Source organism: Herpetosiphon sp., assembly GCF_003512625.1.
GTDB classification, from domain to species: domain Bacteria; phylum Chloroflexota; class Chloroflexia; order Chloroflexales; family Herpetosiphonaceae; genus Herpetosiphon; species Herpetosiphon aurantiacus.
On sequence record NZ_DOPT01000058.1, the window covers coordinates 1 to 21,744 of the forward strand.

The 21,744-nt window shown below is 50.6% G+C and carries 18 protein-coding genes and 1 tRNA gene; 15 read left to right on the forward strand and 4 right to left on the reverse strand.

The window, feature by feature from the left end:
• Positions 1–265: 265 nt before the first annotated feature.
• From DEF47_RS12280 to DEF47_RS12320, 9 genes are all read left to right on the forward strand, one after another.
• Entirely contained in the window at positions 266–1,198 is a 933-nt protein-coding gene (locus DEF47_RS12280; protein ID WP_012187606.1) for an AAA family ATPase, read from the forward strand.
• 129 nt (positions 1,199–1,327) lie between these two features.
• A complete protein-coding gene (locus DEF47_RS12285; protein ID WP_012187607.1) occupies positions 1,328–2,710 on the forward strand; it encodes a vWA domain-containing protein in 1,383 nt (460 codons plus the stop codon).
• Positions 2,711–2,911: 201 nt separating this feature from the next.
• A complete protein-coding gene (locus DEF47_RS12290; RefSeq protein WP_012187608.1) occupies positions 2,912–3,913 on the forward strand; it encodes an MBL fold metallo-hydrolase in 1,002 nt (333 codons plus the stop codon).
• Positions 3,914–3,942: 29 nt separating this feature from the next.
• Positions 3,943–4,701 carry a Crp/Fnr family transcriptional regulator gene (locus tag DEF47_RS12295; protein WP_012187609.1) on the forward strand — a complete coding sequence of 253 codons (759 nt, stop codon included), beginning with the start codon at positions 3,943–3,945 and terminating at the stop codon, positions 4,699–4,701.
• Positions 4,702–4,792: 91 nt separating this feature from the next.
• Positions 4,793–5,446 (forward strand): RNA ligase family protein, encoded by a 654-nt coding sequence (locus DEF47_RS12300; protein WP_012187610.1) that lies wholly within the window; start codon positions 4,793–4,795, stop codon positions 5,444–5,446.
• 53 nt (positions 5,447–5,499) lie between these two features.
• Positions 5,500–5,919 carry a DUF3054 domain-containing protein gene (locus DEF47_RS12305; RefSeq protein WP_012187611.1) on the forward strand — a complete coding sequence of 140 codons (420 nt, stop codon included), beginning with the start codon at positions 5,500–5,502 and terminating at the stop codon, positions 5,917–5,919.
• 161 nt (positions 5,920–6,080) lie between these two features.
• Positions 6,081–7,133 carry an STAS domain-containing protein gene (locus tag DEF47_RS12310; RefSeq protein ID WP_012187612.1) on the forward strand — a complete coding sequence of 351 codons (1,053 nt, stop codon included), beginning with the start codon at positions 6,081–6,083 and terminating at the stop codon, positions 7,131–7,133.
• 39 nt (positions 7,134–7,172) lie between these two features.
• Entirely contained in the window at positions 7,173–8,273 is a 1,101-nt protein-coding gene (locus tag DEF47_RS12315; RefSeq protein WP_012187613.1) for a pyridoxal phosphate-dependent aminotransferase, read from the forward strand.
• Positions 8,274–8,619: 346 nt separating this feature from the next.
• The gene (locus tag DEF47_RS12320; protein ID WP_012187614.1) at positions 8,620–9,825 is read left to right on the forward strand and encodes a hybrid sensor histidine kinase/response regulator; all 1,206 of its coding nucleotides are present in this window, start codon (positions 8,620–8,622) and stop codon (positions 9,823–9,825) included.
• Positions 9,826–9,851: 26 nt separating this feature from the next.
• Here DEF47_RS12320 and DEF47_RS12325 read toward each other — a convergent pair whose 3' ends face one another.
• A complete protein-coding gene (locus tag DEF47_RS12325; RefSeq protein WP_012187615.1) occupies positions 9,852–10,136 on the reverse strand; it encodes a hypothetical protein in 285 nt (94 codons plus the stop codon).
• 301 nt (positions 10,137–10,437) lie between these two features.
• On the opposite strand from DEF47_RS12325, the gene DEF47_RS12330 reads away from it, so the two are divergent.
• Positions 10,438–11,601: a lipase family alpha/beta hydrolase gene (locus DEF47_RS12330; RefSeq protein ID WP_012187616.1), complete on the forward strand. Its 1,164-nt coding sequence runs from the start codon at positions 10,438–10,440 to the stop codon at positions 11,599–11,601.
• 100 nt (positions 11,602–11,701) lie between these two features.
• A complete protein-coding gene (locus tag DEF47_RS12335; protein WP_012187617.1) occupies positions 11,702–12,619 on the forward strand; it encodes an ADP-ribosylglycohydrolase family protein in 918 nt (305 codons plus the stop codon).
• 99 nt (positions 12,620–12,718) lie between these two features.
• Here the strand turns inward: DEF47_RS12335 and DEF47_RS12340 are convergent, their stop codons facing one another.
• The 3 genes from DEF47_RS12340 to carB all read right to left on the reverse strand — a co-directional run bounded on the left by DEF47_RS12340 (position 12,719) and on the right by carB (position 17,290).
• Positions 12,719–13,273 (reverse strand): hypothetical protein, encoded by a 555-nt coding sequence (locus DEF47_RS12340; RefSeq protein ID WP_012187618.1) that lies wholly within the window; start codon positions 13,271–13,273, stop codon positions 12,719–12,721.
• Between the two features lie 45 nt (positions 13,274–13,318).
• Complete coding sequence (locus DEF47_RS12345; protein ID WP_012187619.1) at positions 13,319–13,960, reverse strand: cyclase family protein; 642 nt, start codon at positions 13,958–13,960, stop codon at positions 13,319–13,321.
• A gap of 132 nt (positions 13,961–14,092) precedes the next feature.
• Positions 14,093–17,290, reverse strand: a complete 3,198-nt coding sequence (gene carB / locus DEF47_RS12350) for a carbamoyl-phosphate synthase large subunit (RefSeq protein WP_012187620.1) — start codon at positions 17,288–17,290, stop codon at positions 14,093–14,095.
• A 513-nt stretch (positions 17,291–17,803) separates the two neighbouring features.
• Between carB and DEF47_RS12355 the strand changes: the two genes are divergently transcribed.
• The 4 genes from DEF47_RS12355 (at position 17,804) to DEF47_RS12370 (ending at position 21,729) form a co-directional block, all read left to right on the forward strand.
• Entirely contained in the window at positions 17,804–18,556 is a 753-nt protein-coding gene (locus tag DEF47_RS12355; protein ID WP_012187621.1) for a hypothetical protein, read from the forward strand.
• 9 nt (positions 18,557–18,565) lie between these two features.
• Complete coding sequence (locus DEF47_RS12360; protein WP_012187622.1) at positions 18,566–19,243, forward strand: acetoacetate decarboxylase family protein; 678 nt, start codon at positions 18,566–18,568, stop codon at positions 19,241–19,243.
• A gap of 94 nt (positions 19,244–19,337) precedes the next feature.
• Positions 19,338–21,263: an excinuclease ABC subunit UvrC gene (gene uvrC / locus DEF47_RS12365; protein WP_012187623.1), complete on the forward strand. Its 1,926-nt coding sequence runs from the start codon at positions 19,338–19,340 to the stop codon at positions 21,261–21,263.
• Between the two features lie 389 nt (positions 21,264–21,652).
• Positions 21,653–21,729, forward strand: a tRNA-Pro gene (locus DEF47_RS12370).
• The last annotated feature ends 15 nt before the right edge of the window (positions 21,730–21,744 follow it).

Sequence of the window (21,744 nt, forward strand, 5' to 3'; positions counted from 1 at the left end):
TTCAGCGGCAGATGCATAGACATCCCTGATTGTGCTTGAGGGGGTGCAGGGGGATTAAAGCCCCCTGCATCTCCCGCCTTGAGGCGGGACGGAAGGGTGGTGATAGTCAATGGTTGCTTTTAATCCTACGCTTGAAAGTTTGGGGCGAGGGCTCTTCCCATGCATTTGATCAAAAAAGTGCTACACTTAACTTTGTGTGATTGTTACCCCTATCCCTACCCCAACTAAACCCAGTTTCCGCCAAGCCTACAGGAGCACAAAACCTATGGAAGAGCAACCGACGAAGCCTGTTAAGGATGGGCTGATCGCCCAAAGTTATATTCCAACCGATCAAATTGCCACGGTGTTGTATTTGGCTGATCGCTTGGAAAAGCCGTTATTGGCCGAAGGTCCAGCCGGGGTGGGTAAAACTGAGCTTGCCAAGGCTTGGGCTGCGGCAACTGGCCGCGAGTTGATTCGTTTGCAGTGCTATGAAGGGCTTGATGAAACCAAAGCGCTCTACGAGTGGGAATATGCCAAGCAAATGTTATATACCCAACTGCTGCGCGATAAACTCAATAATTTGCTTTCTGATGCCGATTCGTTGCGCTCCGCCGCCGATCGTCTGGCCGCCGAAGAAGAAGTGTTCTTCTCGCAGCGCTTTTTATTGCAACGTCCCTTGCTCAAGGCAATTCTCAATCCTAAACCTACGCTGCTCTTGATCGACGAAATTGATCGGGCCGATGCTGAGTTTGAGGCCTTTTTGCTCGAAGTACTATCGGATTTTCAAATTACTGTGCCTGAGCTTGGTACGCTCAAAGCAGCCCATCGGCCAATTGTGATTTTGACCAGCAACAATACGCGTGAGCTTTCCGAAGCCCTCAAGCGCCGTTGTATGTATTTATTTATTGGCTATCCTTCGCTCGAAGAAGAATTGCGAATCGTCGAGATGAAAGTGCCAGCCTTGGGAGCCAAATTGGCCCGCCAAGCGGTCGAATTTGTGCAACGTTTGCGCAATCTTGATCTCAAAAAGTCGCCTTCAATCTCCGAAACGCTGGATTGGGCACGGGCTTTGGTGCTGCTCAATGCCAAACAACTTGATCAGGATATCCTTGATCAAACCATGACCGTGCTTTTGAAGCATGAAAGCGACCTGCAACGCACCCAACGCGCCATCCAAACAGGCCGCAACCGCAACGACGAAGGACGAAGAAAGTAAAATCAAAAGGCAAAAGTCAGAAATCAAAAGGCAAAAGACCTCAAGCGATTAGAATCTGTCATCGATCCTAACTTCTCACTTTTTGACCTTTGACTTTTGCCTTCTGACTTTTCAAAGGGGGTTTTTACGATGCATGAACGAATTGTGGCCTTTGTCAAGGCGCTGCGAGCAGCCGGAGTTCGTGTGTCGCTCGCCGAAAGCCTTGATAGTTTTAATGCCTTAGAACAGCTTGGCATCAGCGATCGCCAGCTTTTTCACGATGCGCTGTTGGCAACCTTGGTCAAAGATGCTAGCCAGCAAGCGCAGTTCGAGGAGCTATTTCCGCTTTTTTTTGGCCATGGCGATGCCCCGATGATCAGCGGAGCCAATGGCTTGAGCGGGCTAGATCCCGACGAATTACAACAATTGCGCCAAGAAATTGCCCAATTGCGCGAACGGATTCGCGAATTAATGCAACGGCTGATGGATGGCCAAAATCTCACGCCTGAAGAATTGGCGGCACTAGCACGAAGTTCGGGCATCAATCACATTCAATCGCTCAACCAACGCCGCTGGGTCGAACGGCGCATGGAACAACAAATGGGCCTGAATGAATTTAAACAGGCGCTGGAAGCTTTGCTCAAACAATTGGAAGAAGGCGGGATGGATGCCGCCGCCTTGGCCGAAATTATGCAGCAAATGCAGGGCAATGCCCAAGCTATGCGCGACCAAATTAGCCAATTCGTTGGGTCGGGCTTAGCCGAGCGCATGAGCGACGACTACAATCCGCAAACTGGTGATGATCTCCAGCATCGGCCATTTGGCTCGCTCTCCGATGCTGATGTGCAGCGTATGCGTCAAGAAGTACGCCGTTTGGCGGCTTTGTTGCGCTCACGAGCAGCGTTGCGCCAAAAACGCGATAAAGCGGGTCAGGTTGATATCAAACGCACCATGCGCAACAATATGCGCTACGACGGCGTGCCGATGAAATTGGAATATCGTAAAAAGCAACAAAAACCTAAATTGGTAATTATTTGCGATATTTCGACCTCGATGCGACCTGTGGCTGAATTTATGCTGCGTATGATTTACGAACTGCAAGATCAAGTTAGCAAAACCCATTCATTTGCTTTTATCGCTAATTTGCACGACATTACCGAGCAATTGAATGATAGCCGCGCCGATATTAGCGTCAATGATGTGCTCGAAAGTATCCCGCCTGGCTACTACAACACCGACCTTGGTCATAGCCTCGATACGTTTTTGCATAGCCACCTTAGTACGGTCGATTGGCGTACTACGGTGATTATTGTGGGTGATGGCCGCAATAATTTCAACAATCCACGGCTGGAATCATTGCAAACAATTCGTCGCCATGCCAAGCGCTTAATCTGGTTTACTCCCGAAGATCGCTGGCAATGGGGCACTGGCGATAGCGATATGCAGCTCTACGCACCGCTTTGCGACCGTGTGCATCTCGTGACCAACTTGGCTGAATTAACGGCAGCGGTTGATCGGCTATTGGCTAACTAGCTATTTAGCGAGCCACCTATAGGCCGTAGGTGGCTCATGCACCCTCTAGATTAATCCCCTCTGTGGTTGCTTTAATCCACAATTAACCTGTGCTATAGTTCGTTGGGCAAGTGTGAGCTAGCTAACAGCCGCTTGTTTGCGAATTGGGCATAATAGAACCACGATACATCAAACCCACGTCAACCCAGAAGGAGACAACCAATGACAACCATGACAGTGCGTTTTTGGGGTGTGCGTGGCAGCCACCCAGTATCCGGCCCAGAATATTTGAAGTACGGCGGCAACACGTTATGCGTCGAGGTCGAGGCCAATGGCCATACGATTATCCTCGATGCTGGAACTGGCATTATTAACCTTGGCAAAAGCCTGAATGCTCGCGCCAAAGCCAGTGGTAAGCCCATCGATGTGACAATTTTGTTCAGCCATATGCACCATGATCATACCCAGGGTTTTCCATTTTTCACCCCTGCCTATCGTGGTGACACCAATATGCACATCTTTGGGCCTGGTATTTTTGAACGTGATTTAGAAGAAACCTTAGCAAAAACGATGTTGCCGCCGGTTTTTCCTGTGTCGATGGCCGAATTGCCTGCCCAAAAAATCGTTTCGAGCATCCGCGAAACTGATGTATTATTGCTTTCAGAGGCGGTGGGCGGCGCGATGCTGCGCAATCGTTTTCACGATAATCTGAGCGATATCGATGAGAATATGATTGTGATCAAGGCCTTGCGCTCATATGCACACCCCGATGGCGTGTTAGTTTACCGCATTGAATGGCAAGGAATGAGCGTTGTCTACGCCACTGACACAGAAGGCTATATTAATGGTGATCAACGGCTAGCTCAATTTGCTCAAGGTGCTGATGTGCTGATCCACGATGCTCAATATACCGAGGAGCATTATCTGGGCAAAGCACCAGGCTTTGGTTCAACCCAAGGCTGGGGTCACTCAACCGCCACGATGGCGTGTGATGTGGCCAAATCGGCCAAAGTCGGCACATTAGTTTTGTTCCATCACGAGCCAACCTATGGCGATGATGTGATCGAGACAATTGAAAACCATGCCAAATCGATGTTTGCTGGAGCAGTCGCTGCCCGCGAAGGCTTAGAATTGGTGCTGAACCAACCGCAACCTGAAGTAGCCAGCGTCGCGGATGCCAGCACTGCCGTAACCGAGCCATTGAGCAGCGACGTTGCAAGTTGATCAACGGTAGCAGGTGGAGGAACACGCCCATGAATCCAACCATCACAACGATTACTCCGAGTTTTGGCTGGCGCATGCTAGGAGATAGCCCAATGTTGAGCGATACAGAACTGGCGTTACTCCGCGATGTTGAGCTATTTGACGGCCTTGCTCCTGAGCAGGCCGCTCAAATTAGTCGGCGCTTGGTGCGGCGTACCTTCCCTGCTGGAACCAATTTGATGTCGGTGGAGCAACCAGGCGAGGTTGTGTATATTATTCTGAATGGCACGGTCAAAATTCATGTTGAGCAAGCTGATGGCACCGATGTGATCATCGCGATGCTCGGGGCTGGCGATACCGTCGGTGAAATGAGCTTAATCGATAGCGCTGGCCGCTCGGCAACCGTGGTCACTCAAGAAGAGTCAACCTTGCTTTGGATGAATCGCACAGCTTTTTTGGAAGCATTGCAAAACGCTCCGGTGATTACCTTAAACCTTGTGCGCATGCTTTCGAGCCGTTTACGGCTTGCCAATGAGCAAATTCAGGCTTTAGCGACGCTCGATGTGCATGGACGGGTGGCTCGCCAGCTCTTAGCCTTTGCCCAAAAATACGGCCACGCCGATGAAACGGGCACGGTGCAAATTCCGATTCGGCTGACCCAAAGCGATTTAGCAGGCTTGGTCGGAGCATCACGCGAACGAGTCAACCAAGTGATCGGCTATTTCAAACAACGCCGCTATCTGAGTGTTGATCAACATTATCACATCAGCTTGCACAACCTTGAAGCCTTGGCCAAACGGATTAGGTAGATCGTGCAGGCAAAATAATCTTGAAAAGGGTATTGGAATTCAACCAATGCTCTTTTTATTTAACTGCTAGTTCTAATGATTGGAGAGAATTATGCTCTACTACCCCAAAATGCCTGATAGCCGCAATGCACCCTTGACCCGTTGCTGGGCCTTTGAAAAATATGATGGCACAAATTTGCACTGGGATTGGGATCGTGAGGCTGGTTGGCATCGTTTTGGCACGCGCCGCGAGGCCTTTGAACTAACCAGCCATGGTATTGAGCAATTTAGCCAAGCCCATGCCCATATTCAGGCAGCCCCAAGCCTGTTTCAAGCGACATTAGCCCAGCCATTAACCGAAATCTTGCTGAGCCATGCCAATTATCAATCCTACAAAGCCTACAACGAAATTCGCGTTTTCGCTGAATTTTTTGGCCCCAACTCATTTGCAGGCCTGCACAAAACCAGCGATCCCAAACAATTATGTTTGTTTGATGTTTGGCTTGAGGGCTATGGTTTTATTGGGCCACAGCAATTTGTCGCCGATTTTGCCAGCCTCAATAGTGCGCGGGTAGTTTACGAGGGCAAGTTGACTGGTCAATTTTTTGAAGATGTGCGTAATGGTAAGTTTGGGGTGCAAGAGGGCGTGGTCTGTAAAGGTGGCACTGGCGGCAGCGATCTGTGGATGGTCAAAATCAAAACGCGCTACTATCAAGCGCGGCTCAAACAAGCCTTTGCCGAGCGCTGGGAAGATTACTGGGAGTAATCAGCTATGCTACAATCCATGCTAGCAACTCGTTTTACAAAGGATTGTGGATTATGACGACAAATCAAGAACTTGCAGCCACACCTAGCAACTCGGCCCGCGTGATTGGCCTGATTGTTGGCGATGTGGCGATTTTTGCCCTGTTTGTAATTATTGGGCGACGCTCGCATGCCGAAGGCGTGAATGCCATGGATGTGGTGAATGTGGCTGCGCCGTTTGTGATTGGTTGGGGAATTGCCGCCCCATTGCTAAAGCTGTACACTCCAGCGATCAGTGATCATACCAAAACGGCGTTACAACGCACGGCCTTGGCTTGGTGTTTGGCCGCGCCAATTGGCTTAACCTTGCGTTCAGTGCTTTGGAAACACGATTTCAAGCCAGGCTTTGCAATTACCACCTTTATTTTCAACATGATTTTGCTGCTGGCATGGCGTGGCTGGTCAGCCTATCGTACTGGCAAACAGAGCCGCTAAACCAAGTGCAGCGCGTGAACCTACATTTATGCGCTGCGCTAATGCCTATTGCTAACCTATTGCTGTCATCAACTTGCCACATTTGTAACTACCATTGCAACAAGCACTGGAGTATAATAGCCCCAACTCAGCATCAACCTAGCTAGGTTTTGGGGGCAGTTATGTCAGCAGATAAATCGATTGGGCAATCGTATCGCCAAATTCAACAAGAATTATTGAATAAAATTCTCCGTACTATTTTAACGTCAACCAGTGTTCTATTTGTGGTGATGCTAATCGCGCTGGCGTTTCCCTCAATTCGTACAATTCCCTTTATTATCATGACATTGGTAGCATTTACTGGCGTTGTGGTTATTTCAATCAGTCAATATTGGATTCGCAAAGGCTACCCACGCCGTGGAGCCTTTTTCTTTATTATGAGTTCGATTCTCTTAGGCGCAATGTTATCAATTGTGTTTAGCATCCCTTCATTTATTGCCCTCGTTTCAATTTTGCTGATTATTATTAGTGCAATATTAATTGGTTTTCGTTATACAATCTATCCTTTGATGCTATCAATATGTTCATCGATATTATTGATGCTTGCTGATTATAATCAATGGTTTGCAGCACTTCAATTCGATAATACAACGCTTTTATCATTAATTATTCAAATTATTGTCGTATTAAGTATGTTGATTGTCACTGCCTTGGTGATTAATATGGCGGTCAAGCGCTTGGAAGAAAGTGCCAATGAGGCATTTTTGCGGGCACGAGATGCTGAAGAAGCTCGCTTCGATCAAATTGCCCTCAATGACCAACTGCACCACGACAACCTTGAAAAGCAAAAATTACTTGATGTGATTGCAGCCCTCGAAACGCCAGCAATTCCAATTTTAGCTGATACCGTAGTTATTCCCATTGTCGGCTATGTTTCTGATGATCGTTTGGAGAAAATTCAAAAACTTGTGCTTGAACATATTCATCGTGAGCGGCTGCAAACCGTATTGCTTGATATCACTGGCGTTACCAGTGTTGATCAGAGCTTTGCCCAAGGCTTAAAGCGTTTAGTCCAAGCAATTTATGTCTTGGGCGCAAAAGTCTTTCTGACTGGCATTCAACCAAAAACGGCCCATATATTCGTCGATTTAGATCTGCATACCGCCTTACCATCAACCTACGCCACAATTGCTGATGCAATCGAAGATTTAACCGCCCTACATCGCAAGGGGTAATCATTCAATGATTCAAGCCGATGATCGACCGATATTTGCATGAACCAGCCAATCTATCTTGAATGGGCCAAACAACAGCCTGCCACTGCGATTTTGAGCAATAGCAGCGTTTACTTGCCCAGTGTGCGAAACGCAATTCAGCAACAGTTAGCTGATGCTGCGTGGTTTGCAGCCGCCCAACAAGCCAACCCTTGGGGATATCCCAGCCTTCAGCAAGCCTTGCAAGCATGGCATCGTAGTAGCTATTCGCCGTTGATTGTGGCTGGCGCTTCGAGTGCCTTGGCGGTGGTATGCCAAGCCTTGTTGCAACCAGGCGATCATGCTCTGATCGAAACCCCGCAATATGAGCCATTCAGCCGTTGTGTCGCCGCCCGAGGAGCCACTTGGAGCGCTTGGCCACGCCATCCGCAGAGCTTTGAATTGCAATTAGACCAATTGGCCAGCGGCATCACGCCTCGGACCAAGCTGTTGTTAATCAGCAACTTGCATAACCCCAGCAGCACACTGAGCAACCAATCCCAATTGCTTCGCTTGCAACAAACCCTTACTCAAGCCACAGATACGCTTGGAATTGCTCCGATCACGATGGTGGTTGATGAGATTTATTGGCATTTGGTAGCACAAGCTGAGTTTCGTTCGGTAGCCGAACTTGGGCCGCAGTGGATCGGGATCAACAGCCTGTCGAAGGTGTATGGGCTAAGCATGCTGCGTTGTGGCTGGATTATGGCCGCGCCCCAGCTGCTCGATCAACTACGCCCAGCTTATCTCGATTTGATTAACATTGGTTCGCCGTTGACTGAATATTTGGCGGCGAGCATTATTGAACAATTGGCCAATTATCAAACTGCTGCCCAAGCCCATGTTGCCGTCAATCGCCAAATAGTGCAACGCTATATGCAGCCGTTGCTTGAGCGTGAATTGATCAACGGTGTAATTCCTGCGGCGGGCTGCACTTATTTTCCCAAAATCATGCTTGATCAAACCCAAATTGACCACGTAGCCCAACAAACTGGCTGTGTGCCTGGGCGGTTTTTCGGCTCGGCCTATCAGCAGCAGCTACGAATTGGCTTTGGCGGCCCGAGTAATTTAATTGAAGCAGCCTTGAAACCCTTTACCCAAACAATCCTACCACTTCAATAATAGTCAATAAACTCCGGTTCAACCCGCTATTTGTAGGATACTTCTGCAAATGCTATACTACTAAGACAGCTACGTTGGTTTGTACGACCAACATCAAGCCAATTTAATTCGATCATAGCCCTCACTTGATAGCCGTTGGCTCGCGAATTGCTCCAAGGTTGCTCACCAAATCGAACATCCCAACCCAACTATTTTGGTTCTAGCCAGTCGGCACAATGACCTCTCAACCTTAACTACCAACCCAACTAACGTGCTGATGCTGCCCTGTTTGGTACAGATTGCAGCATTAATCACGACTGTTGCGCTTATCCCACCATCGCTGGCCATGCCACGAGACAGGAATTTTATGGATCTTCACCATGTTCGGATTGTACTGCTCGATCAGGATGGGCAGGCGACGAGGCAGATTACGAGCCTGATCACCGCAATTCAGGCGGTGCGCTATCAGCTTGTGACCGTTACTGAAGTGGCTCAAGCGCTTGATATTTTAGCGACACAACGGATTGATGTCGTGATTGTCGCGCTTACAGCCCACGCTGATGAGCTAAATTGGCTTCAAACAATCCGTTTGAAGGCTCCCATTTGCCCTGTGATTGTATATGCTGAAGATACTGATGAGTCGATTGCCTTGCATGCGCTGCATAGCGGTGCTCATGATTATGTCTTAGCCAGTGACCTTAGCCCAAGTGTCTTTCAACGAACCATTCGTTATGCCCGAGCGATTGTTGCTCAAAGCGTGGCCGAACAACAAGTCCAAGCATTGACCTTGGCCTTAGCCACCGCCATGAGCGCAGCCCAGCAGCTTGAACAAAACCTTGATGTAGCGATTCATGAAATTCAAACCCCGCTGAGTATTTTGCTGGGCTATATTCAGTTATTTGAGCGCCGAGTGGCTAGTTGGGGTGGTATTCCGCTGCGGGAGCGCCAAATGCTCAATACAATGCGATTGCAGACAATTCATATTAGTCGTTTAGTTGGCATCTTGCTTGATTCAACTCAGATGGCGACCAATTATGGCAAACTTGAGCGGCGGCCACTGGAGCTTGGAGCTGTGTTGCGGGCAGTTGTAGCCTCAATTCAAGGCATGCGAGCGCCGCATTTGTTGGTATTGCGCCTACCTGAGGTGGCAGTATGGATTGATGGCGATTATGGGCGATTAATGCAGATCTTTCATAATTTGCTATTGAATGCCCTGAAATATAGCGACCTGCATAGTGAAATTACCCTAACCTTGCGAGCCGATGGCCAGATCTCAGTCCAAGATTATGGCATTGGCATTCCCAACAATGCGCAGCCCCAGATTTTCAATCCATTTTTTCGGGCAGCCAACGCTCAACTTCAGGGTGGCACGGGCTATGGCATTGGCTTGGCAGTTGTGCAAGATCTGGTTCAACAGCACGATGGCACGATTACGGTTACCAGCGAGCTGGGGAGCGGAACCACGATGACCTTACAATTTCCCTGCACGGTTCGCCCAAACCGCTTGGTCGAACTCCCAACCCTGATCAATGAGCTTGATGAAGTGCTAATTCGCCAACGCTCATTGAGTTGATTTGTGGTCATTTGCACCACAAGGGTTTAGGTTAATTTAATCTGCAACTCGTGCTTCGATGGCCACAGGGCAGCCAATTCAGCTTCTCGTAAACGATGTTGAGTGATGGCCCGTAAGCGAATCGTACAACTGCGTGGCGTTTGGCAGGGAGCCTGCCTACAACCTGGGCAGACTTCGACTAAGCGAGCAGCCTCAGCGACATGCGCAGCGGCAACAACCTGAGCAATTCGTTCATCCAGCAAGCGTTCCTTGGCAGCCGCATTAGCAGCCAAGCGTTGGCTGCGAGTGTGGATATAGGTTTTCGGGTCCATTCATCATCCTCGTTTCATAGCGTTGTGGGGCATTCGCGAAGTCAATAATCAATTGGCTGAGGATCAATACTGTACGTTTTAGCAGCTATTAGGTAGTTGATTAAGCGCGAGAAGATTGCATAGATGCAAGCGATAACGGCAACTAGTACCATCTTGAATCTAGGTAATCATCGCAACATTGATCGAAGAAGCTTAACATAGTATAGCATACAAGGGGCTGAGGCTTGGCTATCTGAGGTACAATAGCTGATAGAACCGCCCGCATCGTAGCTTGACATTTGGTTGTAATCGTGGAGGCGTTATGCCCAAAGCCCATTTGTATGGTCGTGATCTTCAAGGCATCAGCCGCTTGGCGATCGAGGCGACAACCCAAGTGACCAACATCAGCGAAGGCTTGTTTGCCACGATTATGCGCCGCCCCAATCGCCGCATTGGTGGCATTCCAGGCTTGGTCTATCGCCAAATTCATGGCATTACGCGCTTGGTTGGCTGGAGCCTTGATCAATTGTTTGGGGCACTCGCTCCGGCCAACTCGCAGCGAGTCTCATCACGCCAACGCAACGATCTGATTGCCGCCTTGAATGGAGTTATGGGCGATTATTTGGTTGCCAGCAATAATCCATTGCAAACCAGCATGAGCTTGCGGGTAGCCGGAGCCGAACTTGAGCCAGCGGCCATTGCCGCACCTCAATCACGCATATTGCTCTACATTCATGGGGTTTGTATGCACGAGCAACAACTCCAGCAGCAGGGCCATGATCATGGTTTAGCTGCCGCCGCAACGCTTGGTTATAGCCCAATTCATGTGCGCTACAACACTGGCTTGCATATCGCCGAGAATGGTCAGCAACTCAGCCAATTGCTCGAACAACTGCTCGCCGATTGGCCTGTACCCATCGAAGAATTGGTGATTCTCGGCTATAGTATGGGCGGGCTTGTCGCACGCAGCGCTTGTTATTATGCCGAGCAGTTGGGCCATAGCTGGAGCCAACGGTTAACTAAATTGGTTTTTTTGGCCACGCCGCACCATGGCTCAGCCTTTGAACGTTATGGTGCTTGGTTGCATTATTTGCTGGAGCGCAATCGCTATAGCGCCTTATTTGGCCAAATTGCCCGTTTGCGCAGCGCTGGCATCACCGATTTACGCTATGGCACGATTTTGCCGCACGCGCAGCCGACGTTTGATCGCTTTGAACAGCCTGCTTATCGCCCCGATTTAATGCCACTACCCGCCCATGTGGCCTGTTATGCCTTAGCGGCAACCCGTTCAGAACCGCAAAGCCTCAGCAATCTGCGGGGCGATGGTTTGGTGGCAATTGCCAGCGCGTTGGGCCACGATTCAGAGCAGCCAAGCCATAATCTTCACATTCCTACGACCAACCAAGCGATTGTGTATGCAACGAATCATTTTGGCATGATCGCCAATCAAGCGGCCTATCAACAGATTTTGGCGTGGTTGCAATAGCTTGAATCTGGCATGAATGCTGCTAAGATTGCAACCGAGAACTGATAGACAAGACCCATTGCAGCACTACAATTGATCCATCAACGTTGATGAGGTGGCTATGCTTGAGCGATATCGTGGTTGTTTGTTGGGGTTGGCGGTTGGCGATGCAGTTGGCACGACGGTAGAATTTAGTCCGCCAGGCTCATTTAAGCCGTTGACTGATCTGGTTGGTGGTGGACCTTTCAATTTGCCACGCGGCGCGTGGACTGACGATACCTCGATGGCCTTGTGCCTTGCCGCTAGCTTGATCGAGCGCCAAGGCTTCGATGCAGCGGATCAGATGCAGCGCTATTGTCGCTGGCGCGATTATGGTTATATGAGCAGCACTGGCTCGTGTTTTGATTGTGGGATTACAGTTGGCAATGCGCTCAGCACATTTCAACGCACGGGCAACCCCTACAGCGGCTCGACCGACCCTGCGACTGCTGGCAATGGCTCGTTGATGCGCTTGGCTCCCGTGGTTTTGGCCTACGCCAATCAGCCTGAGCAAGCGATGCAACTGGCGGTCGATAGTTCGCGCACAACCCATGGTGCAGTAGCAGCGGTTGATGCTTGTCGTTATTTCGCTGGCTTGCTGATTGGGGCATTGAATGGAGTCGATAAAGCGACCTTGCTAGCTCCGCGCTATAGCCCAATCGCCAATTATTGGCAGCAACAGCCGTTGCAAGCTGATATTGATGAGATTGCCGCTGGCTCGTTTTGGCAGCGCCAGCCACCTGAAATCCAGGGCACTGGCTATGTGGTGCGTTCGCTTGAAGCGGCGTTATGGGCGTTTGCCAAGAGCGATTCATTTCGTGAGGGCTGTTTGATGGCGGCCAATCTGGGCCACGATGCCGATACTACTGCCGCAATTTATGGCCAAATCGCCGGAGCCTACTATGGCGAAGCTGGAATTCCTAGCGAATGGCGTGAACCGATTGTCAGCCATGATTTGATCGTGGAATTTGCTGAGCGGTTGTACCGTTTACAAGGATGAAGGATGAGGGATGAGGGATGAACGTTCATCCTGTATTGCTCAAAGCTGAATGATTAAACGAAGTGGCGGCTCAATGTTTCGATTGAGCCGCCACTTTAGTTAAGCAGTATGTTTGGTATCAGTCAAACATAAGAGCGTCCAGCGGCGCTGACCATGGTTAAAGGTAGCGAAGCTCCGATCCCATTGGCTCGAATTAAACCATGGTGCCCATGGGCCTTCAATTCGGCAAACCGTGGTGGTAGCCATTTCGCCGCCCAACATAGCCTCGACACAGACTTTGCTCATTGTGCGGGCATCGCCATCGCTAAATGGCGAGCTGGTGTAGGCTCCGCCGCTGACCAAAGCATGGGTCAAAGCGCCTTCATATTCGTAGCCGCTATAAAAGGTTAGCGGCAGGTCAAAGGGAATTTCGGTAGGTAACCCTAGCTCGGGCAATTCGCGATTAAGCGTGGGATGGCTGAGAAACCGATAGATTAGGTGGCTGGGATTGAGATTCGTATTGGCAAACAAACTATCATACGCCGATGCATCATTTGGCCGAATACTGCGAAAAATCACGCCACCATTGAGATACATACCACGCAAGGCTTGCAAAACAAGCGTAATCCGTGGATCGGTTACCGGCTCAACCACAAGATCAATGGTATGCAACATAGTAAAACTCCCAGGATTGCCACAAACTGGCTGTAGCAAGCGCAATTAGCGTGGTTGAAGCACGGCCCGAGCTGGAGCACCATCGCTGCCCAGAATTTTCAATGGCAAGCAGAGCAAATTGTATGGGCCAGGCGCGACCTCGGTTAAATTGATGCCCTCTAAGATTGCCACCCGACCGCCGAGCAAAATACAGTGAGTAGGGTTGCCTGGCTCGGCTTCAAATGGCTCGATTGAAAGATAATCGATCGCAATCAAGCGCAAATCGTGCTCAATCACCCAACGAGCCGCACTACTGTCGAGTGCGCGAAAATCGCGATGGAAACGCAAGGGTTCTTCTTGCCAAAAGGCCGAATTGCTGGTTTTGAGCAAGAGACGCGTACAATCGCTAGGCACATTCGCGGCGGCCAGTTCAGCACCAGTAATTGGCCCAGTACCAATCAATTCCACTACATAACAATCACCAACAAACCGATCAAGCTCCAAGCTTTCAACTGCCAAATCGTTGTTGATAAAGTGCAGCGGTGCATCAACGTGCGTGCCAATATGCACCCCAGTGTTAAGGCGGGTTACATTACAAATATCGCCTTTGTTCATATCGGCGGCGCGTTTTTGTTCAATCGGCGGGTCGCCTTCCCAAACCGGCAGGGCTGGCGAAATCGGAACGCTAATATCGATCAAGTGGGCCATGGGTGGCTCCTTCAACGGCAAGGTATGCTGCACATACCTCTAGAATAGCTGCTTCCATTGTCTCACAAAAATGATTCTAAAATAGCAGGCAGCCAGCAGGTTTAAACCCACTGGCTGCAAATAGGTCTAGGCTTAATCTTGCAAAGCTCGCACGCCCAAGCCACCTTGGCGCAGCGCTTGAATCGCATCGGCAACCGCCGCAGCACTGGCCACGGTGGTGATCGAAATCACGCCTTGGCGCAAAGCAGTTTGGCGAATTGCCTGCTCATCAAATAACGAGGCACGGCCCAATGGCGTGTTGACAATAATATCAACTTGGCCGTTGATAATATAGTCGGCGGCGTTGGGTCGGCCTTCATTAACTTTGTAGATCGTTTCGACGACCAAGCCATGCTCACGCAGATATTGGGCTGTGCCAGCAGTCGCAATCACTTTGAAGCCGAGTTCGCTATATTGCTTGGCAACTGGCACTAAGGCTGGTTTATCGTGGTCGTTGACACTGACAAAGATTGCGCCGCTGGTTGGCAAGCTGCGGCCACAGCCTGCTTGGGCTTTGGCAAAGGCCGCCCCAAAGCTATCGCCGCTACCCATGGCCTCGCCAGTTGAGCGCATTTCTGGGCCTAGGGCAATCGTCGCACCCGGGAAGCGCCGCCATGGCAACACAACTTCTTTGACGTGGAAGCCGCGTAACTCCGGCGCACTGCTGATACCTTGTTGTTTGAGGCTCACGCCTGCCATTACTTTGGCGGCAAGGGCGGCCCAAGCGACCCCACTGGCTTTGGCAACATAGGGAATCGAACGCGAAGCCCGTGGATTGACTTCTAGCACGTAGATTTCGTCATCCTTGACCGCGAATTGAACGTTCATCAAGCCAATCACGCCCAAAGCGCGGGCTAATTTATCAGTGGCGATTTTGAGTTGTTCAATCACCTGAGGCTTGATGCCGACGGTTGGCATAACACAAGCCGAATCGCCGGAGTGGATGCCTGCGCGTTCGATTTGCTCCATCATGCCAGCAATTACTACGGTTTCGCCATCAGCAACCGCATCAACATCAAGCTCAGTCGCATCTTCAAGGAAGCGGTCGAGCAGCACAGGGTGTTCGGGCGAGGCCTCAGTAATATGGCGCAAATAATCGTCAAGCCCTGCTTGATCGTGGATGATTGCCATACCTTGGCCGCCCAGCACATACGATGGCCGCACCATCGTTGGATAGCCGATGCGCTCAGCGATTGCCCGCGCTTCATCCCACGAGGTTGCCGATCCATACGGCGTTGCCCGCAAGCCACATTCGGCCAATACTGCGCCAAATTGGCCGCGATCTTCGGCACGGTCGATTGCGGCTGGCGAGGTTCCCCATAATGGCACGCCTGCGGCTTCTAAGCCTTTGGCCAATTTGAGTGGGGTTTGACCACCAAACTGCAACAACACGCCAGCTGGTTGCTCGACATCGACAATATTCAGCACATCTTCGAGAGTCAATGGCTCAAAATACAGTCGATCAGCGGTATCATAATCGGTTGAAACCGTTTCAGGGTTACAGTTGACCATAATCGTTTCATAGCCAAGCTCGCGCAGGGCAAACACCGCGTGACAGCAGCAATAATCAAATTCAAGCCCTTGGCCGATGCGATTTGGCCCGCCACCCAAAATCATCACTTTGCGCCGATCGCTGGGATTGGCTTCGCTCTCGGTTTCATATGATGAGTAGAGATAGGGCGTTTGGGCTGGAAATTCCGCCGCACAGGTATCAACATGATGATAGGTTGGTTTGATATTGTGCTCAAACCGTTGTTGGCGTACCTCTGCTGGGGTTGCATTCAGCAAATAGGCCAATTGCGGGTCGCTATAGCCGTTGCGTTTGGCTTGCAGCAATAGATCGGCGGGAATCGTCGCCAAATCATAGTTGCGCACATCTTTTTCGAGCGCAATCAAACTAGCCAACTGATCAAGGAACCAATAATCGATTTTGGTCAATTCATGAATTTGATCAACCGTCCAGCCAAGGTCGAAGGCGGTGCGCATGGCAAAAATGCGCTGTGGCGTTGGCGTGATCAACAGTTCGCGCAAGCGTTCTTGGGCCACAGGTTGGCTGCCATCAGCGCCCCAACCCATGCGGCCATTTTCCAACGAGCGCAAGGCTTTTTGCAAGGCTTCGGTGAAGGTGCGGCCCATGGCCATGGCCTCGCCGACTGATTTCATCGCTGTGCCAAGCACTGGCTGCGAACCAGGGAATTTCTCGAAGTTCCAGCGTGGAATTTTGACCACCACATAATCGAGCGATGGCTCGAATGAGGCTGGGGTTGATTTGGTAATATCGTTGGGCAATTCGGGCAGGGTGTAGCCAACCGCCAACTTCGCGGCGATTTTAGCAATTGGAAAGCCGGTTGCTTTGGATGCTAGCGCCGATGAACGCGAAACCCGTGGATTCATCTCGATCACGATCACGCGGCCATCGTGGGGATTGATCGCGAATTGGACATTCGATCCGCCAGTTGCCACACCAACAACTTCCATCACCGCCAAGCCCATATCGCGCAAACGTTGATATTCGCGGTCGGAGAGGGTCATCGCCGGAGCAACGGTGATCGAGTCGCCAGTGTGCACGCCCATGGGGTCGAAATTCTCAATTGAACAGACCACCACACCATTGCCAGCGCTATCACGCATCAACTCAAGCTCATATTCCTTCCAGCCCAGCAAACTTTCTTCGATCAATAGTTCGCCGATCGGGGAAAGTTTCAAGCCCTCTTCGACAATTCGCCGAAAATCCTCAGAGTTGTAGGCAATCCCGCCGCCAGCGCCGCCGAGAGTAAACGAAGGCCGAATAATCGAAGGAAAGCCCGTCGCTTTGACTAATTCGAGAGCTTCTTCGAGCGAGCGAGCGATGCCTGAACGCGCCGATTGCAAGCCAATGCGATCCATGGCCTGTTTGAACAACTCGCGATCCTCGGCAGTAGCGATGGCTTCGACATTTGCGCCGAGCAACTGGACATTATATTGCTCCAATACGCCAGCGCGGTGCAAATCCATGGCCAGATTGAGCGCGGTTTGGCCGCCGACCGTGGGTAACAAGGCATCAGGCCGTTCGCGGGCAATAATTTCGCTGACCGTTGGCACATCCAACGGCTCAATATAAGTACGATCAGCCAACGACGGGTCGGTCATAATCGTGGCTGGGTTGGAATTGACCAAAATAATGCGGAAACCCTCTTCGCGAAGCGCTTTGATCGCCTGAGTGCCGCTATAATCAAATTCGCATGCTTGCCCGATCACGATTGGGCCTGCGCCAAGCACCAGAATCGAGTGAATGTCGCTGCGTTTTGGCATCGGTATCTCCATAGTGGGGGATGTACGCCCGCAAGGCACGCCATTGGCTTGCCGCGCCCCATCCTAGCCAAGTTCGTGTGTCGGGCTGCCATTATACGATGAAATCGCATGGGATAATTCAAATCAGCCAGAGCCAAGCTTTGGCGTATTGCTGCGTTTGCATGACGTTCCCTCACCCCAACCCCTCTCCCACTGCGGCGAGCGAGGGGCGTTCTAATCGCCAGGATGGACAGGTTCCCCCTCGCAGCGCAGGGCGAGAGCGGGGGTGAGGGCATGTTCATCGACGGTGAGTCCCATCCAAATCATTGTTAAAACCTACCCTTATAAGTTACCCCAACCTCTCTCCCTTGGCGGTGGGCTAGGTGCATTCTTTAGGATCGATTTTCTCTCGCTCGGTGGGAACGAAAATTGATGACTATTCTTCTATGCACTAGCTGCCATTTTTTGCCTTTTGCCTTCTGCCTTTTGATTTTCTATGGTAGCATACAGGTAGTTTAGTGGGGGATTGGAACTGTGCGTTTTGTGCGTGCTCGACTCACAACCTTTGACGACCCGCATTATCGGGCGTTTGTTGAACAAATGACCCTTGCTCGTGAAAATCAACGGGCGATTCGGCCACCGCGCCAGCGCGATTTATTCGGCGGTGAGGCTGAACAATTGCTACGCGAATGGCTGGCTGAACAAGGCCAAGTGCTTTCCGAGCGGCGCATTCTCGAATATGATGAGCGTAGTGGCCGCCAAACGATCCGCAAATATCGCGAAATCGATGCCTTGGTTGAGCTTGGGCGCAGTGTCCATGTGTTTGAGGTTAAGGCTAGCCGTTCTGCTCACACCATTCGTAAAGCCGCAACCCAACTCCACGATATTCGCGCCGCCCTGCAATTGATCATTCCACGAGTTTATACAACGCTCTTATTGGTCGATACTGGCATTCCTACTGCCGAGACGGTTAGTGCCTTGATGCGTAGCCCCGATGCACCCCACACTCCACCACCAACTATTGCAGATATCATTGGCGATCAGAGCCGTTTTCATTTAATTGAGCAGCCTGACGAAGCCCAACAATGGCCCGATCAAGTCAGCATTCGGCGTTTTAGCCTTGAACAATTAATTAATATGGCTGGCGATCGCCCGCTGCATCTTGATTGGGATCTTGATGAAGATGAAGAGCCGCCTGCGCCGCCAGTGATCAATCGTCAAACGGTGGCCGATGATCCCGATGATGAGACTGATAATCCATTTGCTGCGCTGCTTGGCGCAATATGAGGTACTAGCGTGTCCGCCCTCTACGATTCGGCGGTCGAAGCCGACCGCATTGCTGCAACCACCGCCTATCCACCAGCACCATGGGTCATGCAAGGCACATGGGTTTGGTGTGTTCACCCAGTCAAACGCAACGCTGTGGCCGATTTGCTGCCTGCGCCGCTAAAACCACTTTGGTTGCCAACAGGTCGTACTTTGGCTTTTTCCTTGGTTGGTCAATATGGCACTGGCTCGACCTTGCACTATGGCGAGGCCGCTTGTGGCTTAATTCTGAAGTTTGGGCCACGCCCAGCAATTTGGATTCACGGCTTAGTCGTCGATTTGGATCAATCGGTGGCGGGCGGGCGCAATATTTGGCATTTGCCCAAAGAATTGGCCCGCATTTCGTGGACCAACCCCAATCGCGATCGCATCAGCGCTGATCAACATGGGCGTTTGTTGCTGAGCTTCGAGGGGATTCCCAAACGAATCAATGGCTTTAATGCTGGGATGAATTTCGATGTGCTGGTTGTGCATCAAGAAGAACTCTATCGGATTCCGGCTCGCTTTGCTGGCACGGTTGGCATAACCCGCAAAATTCGGCCATTCTTTCCGGCTAGCGGCGCATGGGCTAAATTTGGGGTTTCAGGTTATTCGATCTCAGGCTTGGGCCATGGCCGTGGCGATTTTGGCGAGTTGATCAAAGTTTAATCTATTTTTGAGTTGAGCCGACTAGCAGAGCAGGCTGGTCGGCTTTTAACATGGTGCTAAAAGATGCGGTATAATTAGCACAGAGGTGCGAAAAATGCCAGATTTATCTCATACGAATATTGCCAATCATGCGTTGTTTGAAGAACGCTTGCGCAACTTGCCACTCTCGCCAGGCGTGTATATCTACCGCGATCAGGCCAATACGATCATCTACGTGGGCAAATCCAAAAGCCTGCGGGATCGGGTGCGTTCGTATTTTGGTGCGCCGCGTGGCCTAACCAGCAAAACCCGACGGTTGGTGCAAAATATCGCCGATTTTGAGTTTATTACTACCGATACCGAGCTAGAAGCGCTACTTTTAGAAATGAATCTGATCAAAAAGCATCGCCCACGCTACAATGTGTTGCTCAAGGATGACAAAAGTTATCCCTATATCAAAATTACCAAAGAAGCATGGCCAAGGGTTTTACGAGTGCGCAAAGTGATTGAAGATGGTGGCATTTATTTCGGGCCATTTGCCAAAGCTAGCAGCGTTTATGCCACAATTGAGTTATTAAATAAATTATTTGCTTTTCGTTTATGCAACGATGATATGTTTAAAAAGCACGAGCGCCGCAATCGGGCTTGTATGTATTATGATATTAAACGCTGTCTTGGGCCATGTGCCAACAACTGTACCACCGAAGAATATAGCACTGCAATTAATCAAGTACGCTTATTTTTAGGTGGCAAGCCTGAAGCAATTTTACGTGACCTAAAAGTGAAAATGAACCAAGCTGCCGAAGATTTACAATTTGAACGCGCGGCCTATGTTCGCGATCAAATCAAGGCAGTCGAACGGGTGATGGAGCGCCAAAAAGTGCTGAATACCGCCGCCAGTGACCAAGATGTAATTGCTTTTGCCCGTGATGAAGGTAAAGCGGTGGTGCAGGTGTTCTACATTCGTGGTGGCAAGTTGATTGGCTCGGAGCCATTTACGCTGCAAGGCACGGAGGAAGAACATCCCGAAGCCTTGATGAGTTCGTTCTTGACCCAATTTTATGATGCCGCCGCCGATATTCCGCCCAATATTCTGCTGCCCGATTATCCCGAAGAAACCCAAATTATTGAGCAATGGCTGGAAAGCAAGGGCGGACATAAAGTGAGTTTGCAAGTGCCACGACGCGGCGATAAAAAAGATTTGGTCGATTTGGCGGCCCGCAATGCCAGCCAAACCCTCGATCAATTGCGCTTGCAATGGCTCAACGCCGAACAACGGGCAACAGCCGGGCTGAGTCAATTGCGCGAATTATTGAATTTAGCCGAATTGCCCCAACGCATCGAATGCTACGACATCTCGAATACCCAAGGCACCAATTCGGTGGGCAGTATGGTGGTGTTTGAGCAGGGCGAGCCAGCCAAAAAGCACTATCGCCGTTTCAAAATCAAAACCGTTGAAGGTGCTAATGATGTGGCCTCGCTCAGCGAAGTGCTACAACGCCGGTTTGCCCGCGCCGATGATACTGGCCAAACGGACGAGCCAGAATCAACCGAGCAAACCAGCGCCGAGCCAACTAATAACGACGAAACTTGGGCGGTATTGCCCGATCTGATTTTGATCGACGGTGGGATCGGCCAAGTCAATGCTGCAGCCAAAACTTTGGCAGCGGCTGGTTTTGAGCATATTCCGGTGGTTGGCTTGGTCAAGGGCGATACCAAAGGCCACTTGCCCTATGGTTTGGTCAAACCTGGCCAGCGTGTGCCAATCGCCTTTGCCCAAAACGATCCAGGCTTGCATCTCGTTCAGCGCATCGACGAAGAAGCCCATCGCTTTGCGATTAGCTATCACCGTAAATTGCGCACTAAAGGCATGCTGCGCTCGACCATGGAAGATATTCCAGGTATTGGCCCCAAACGCAAAAAAGCGTTGATCAACGCCTTTGGCTCGCTGGAGGGCATTCGCAACGCCAGCATCGAGGAGCTAGCCGCCGTGCCTGGCATGACCCGCAAAGCCGCCGAGGAGATCAAAGGGCTGTTGTAGCAAGGCAAAAATCAAAAGGCAGAAGGCAAAAAAGAGGAACGAAAGTTTAACGCAGCGGCGCAGAGGGACGTGAGAGGTCAGAATTCAGGGATCAGGGGTCAGAAAATGTGATGGCAAAACAGAAAGCGGATTGGGTCTAGCAGAATAATCAAAATAATCTGTGCAATCTGTGGCTAAAAACCTTCTTCGCGGTCTTCGTGGTTTCAGCCCTTCGTGTATCTTCGTGCCCTTCGTGGATCAATAACCAACCTTCATCGTTGCAGCCCAGATGATTATGTTCTATGTTCTTTGCTCTATGCGCTTTCTCCCCAAACGTAACAATCTTGCAACAAACCTAGGGTTTGAACTTTGACAACTGCTAGGCGATGGTGTATCATCGTAAGCGTTGTCGGGGCGTGGCTCAGCCCGGTAGAGCGCAGCGTTCGGGACGCTGAGGTCGGAGGTTCGAATCCTCTCGCCCCGACCACCAATCACCGTTTTG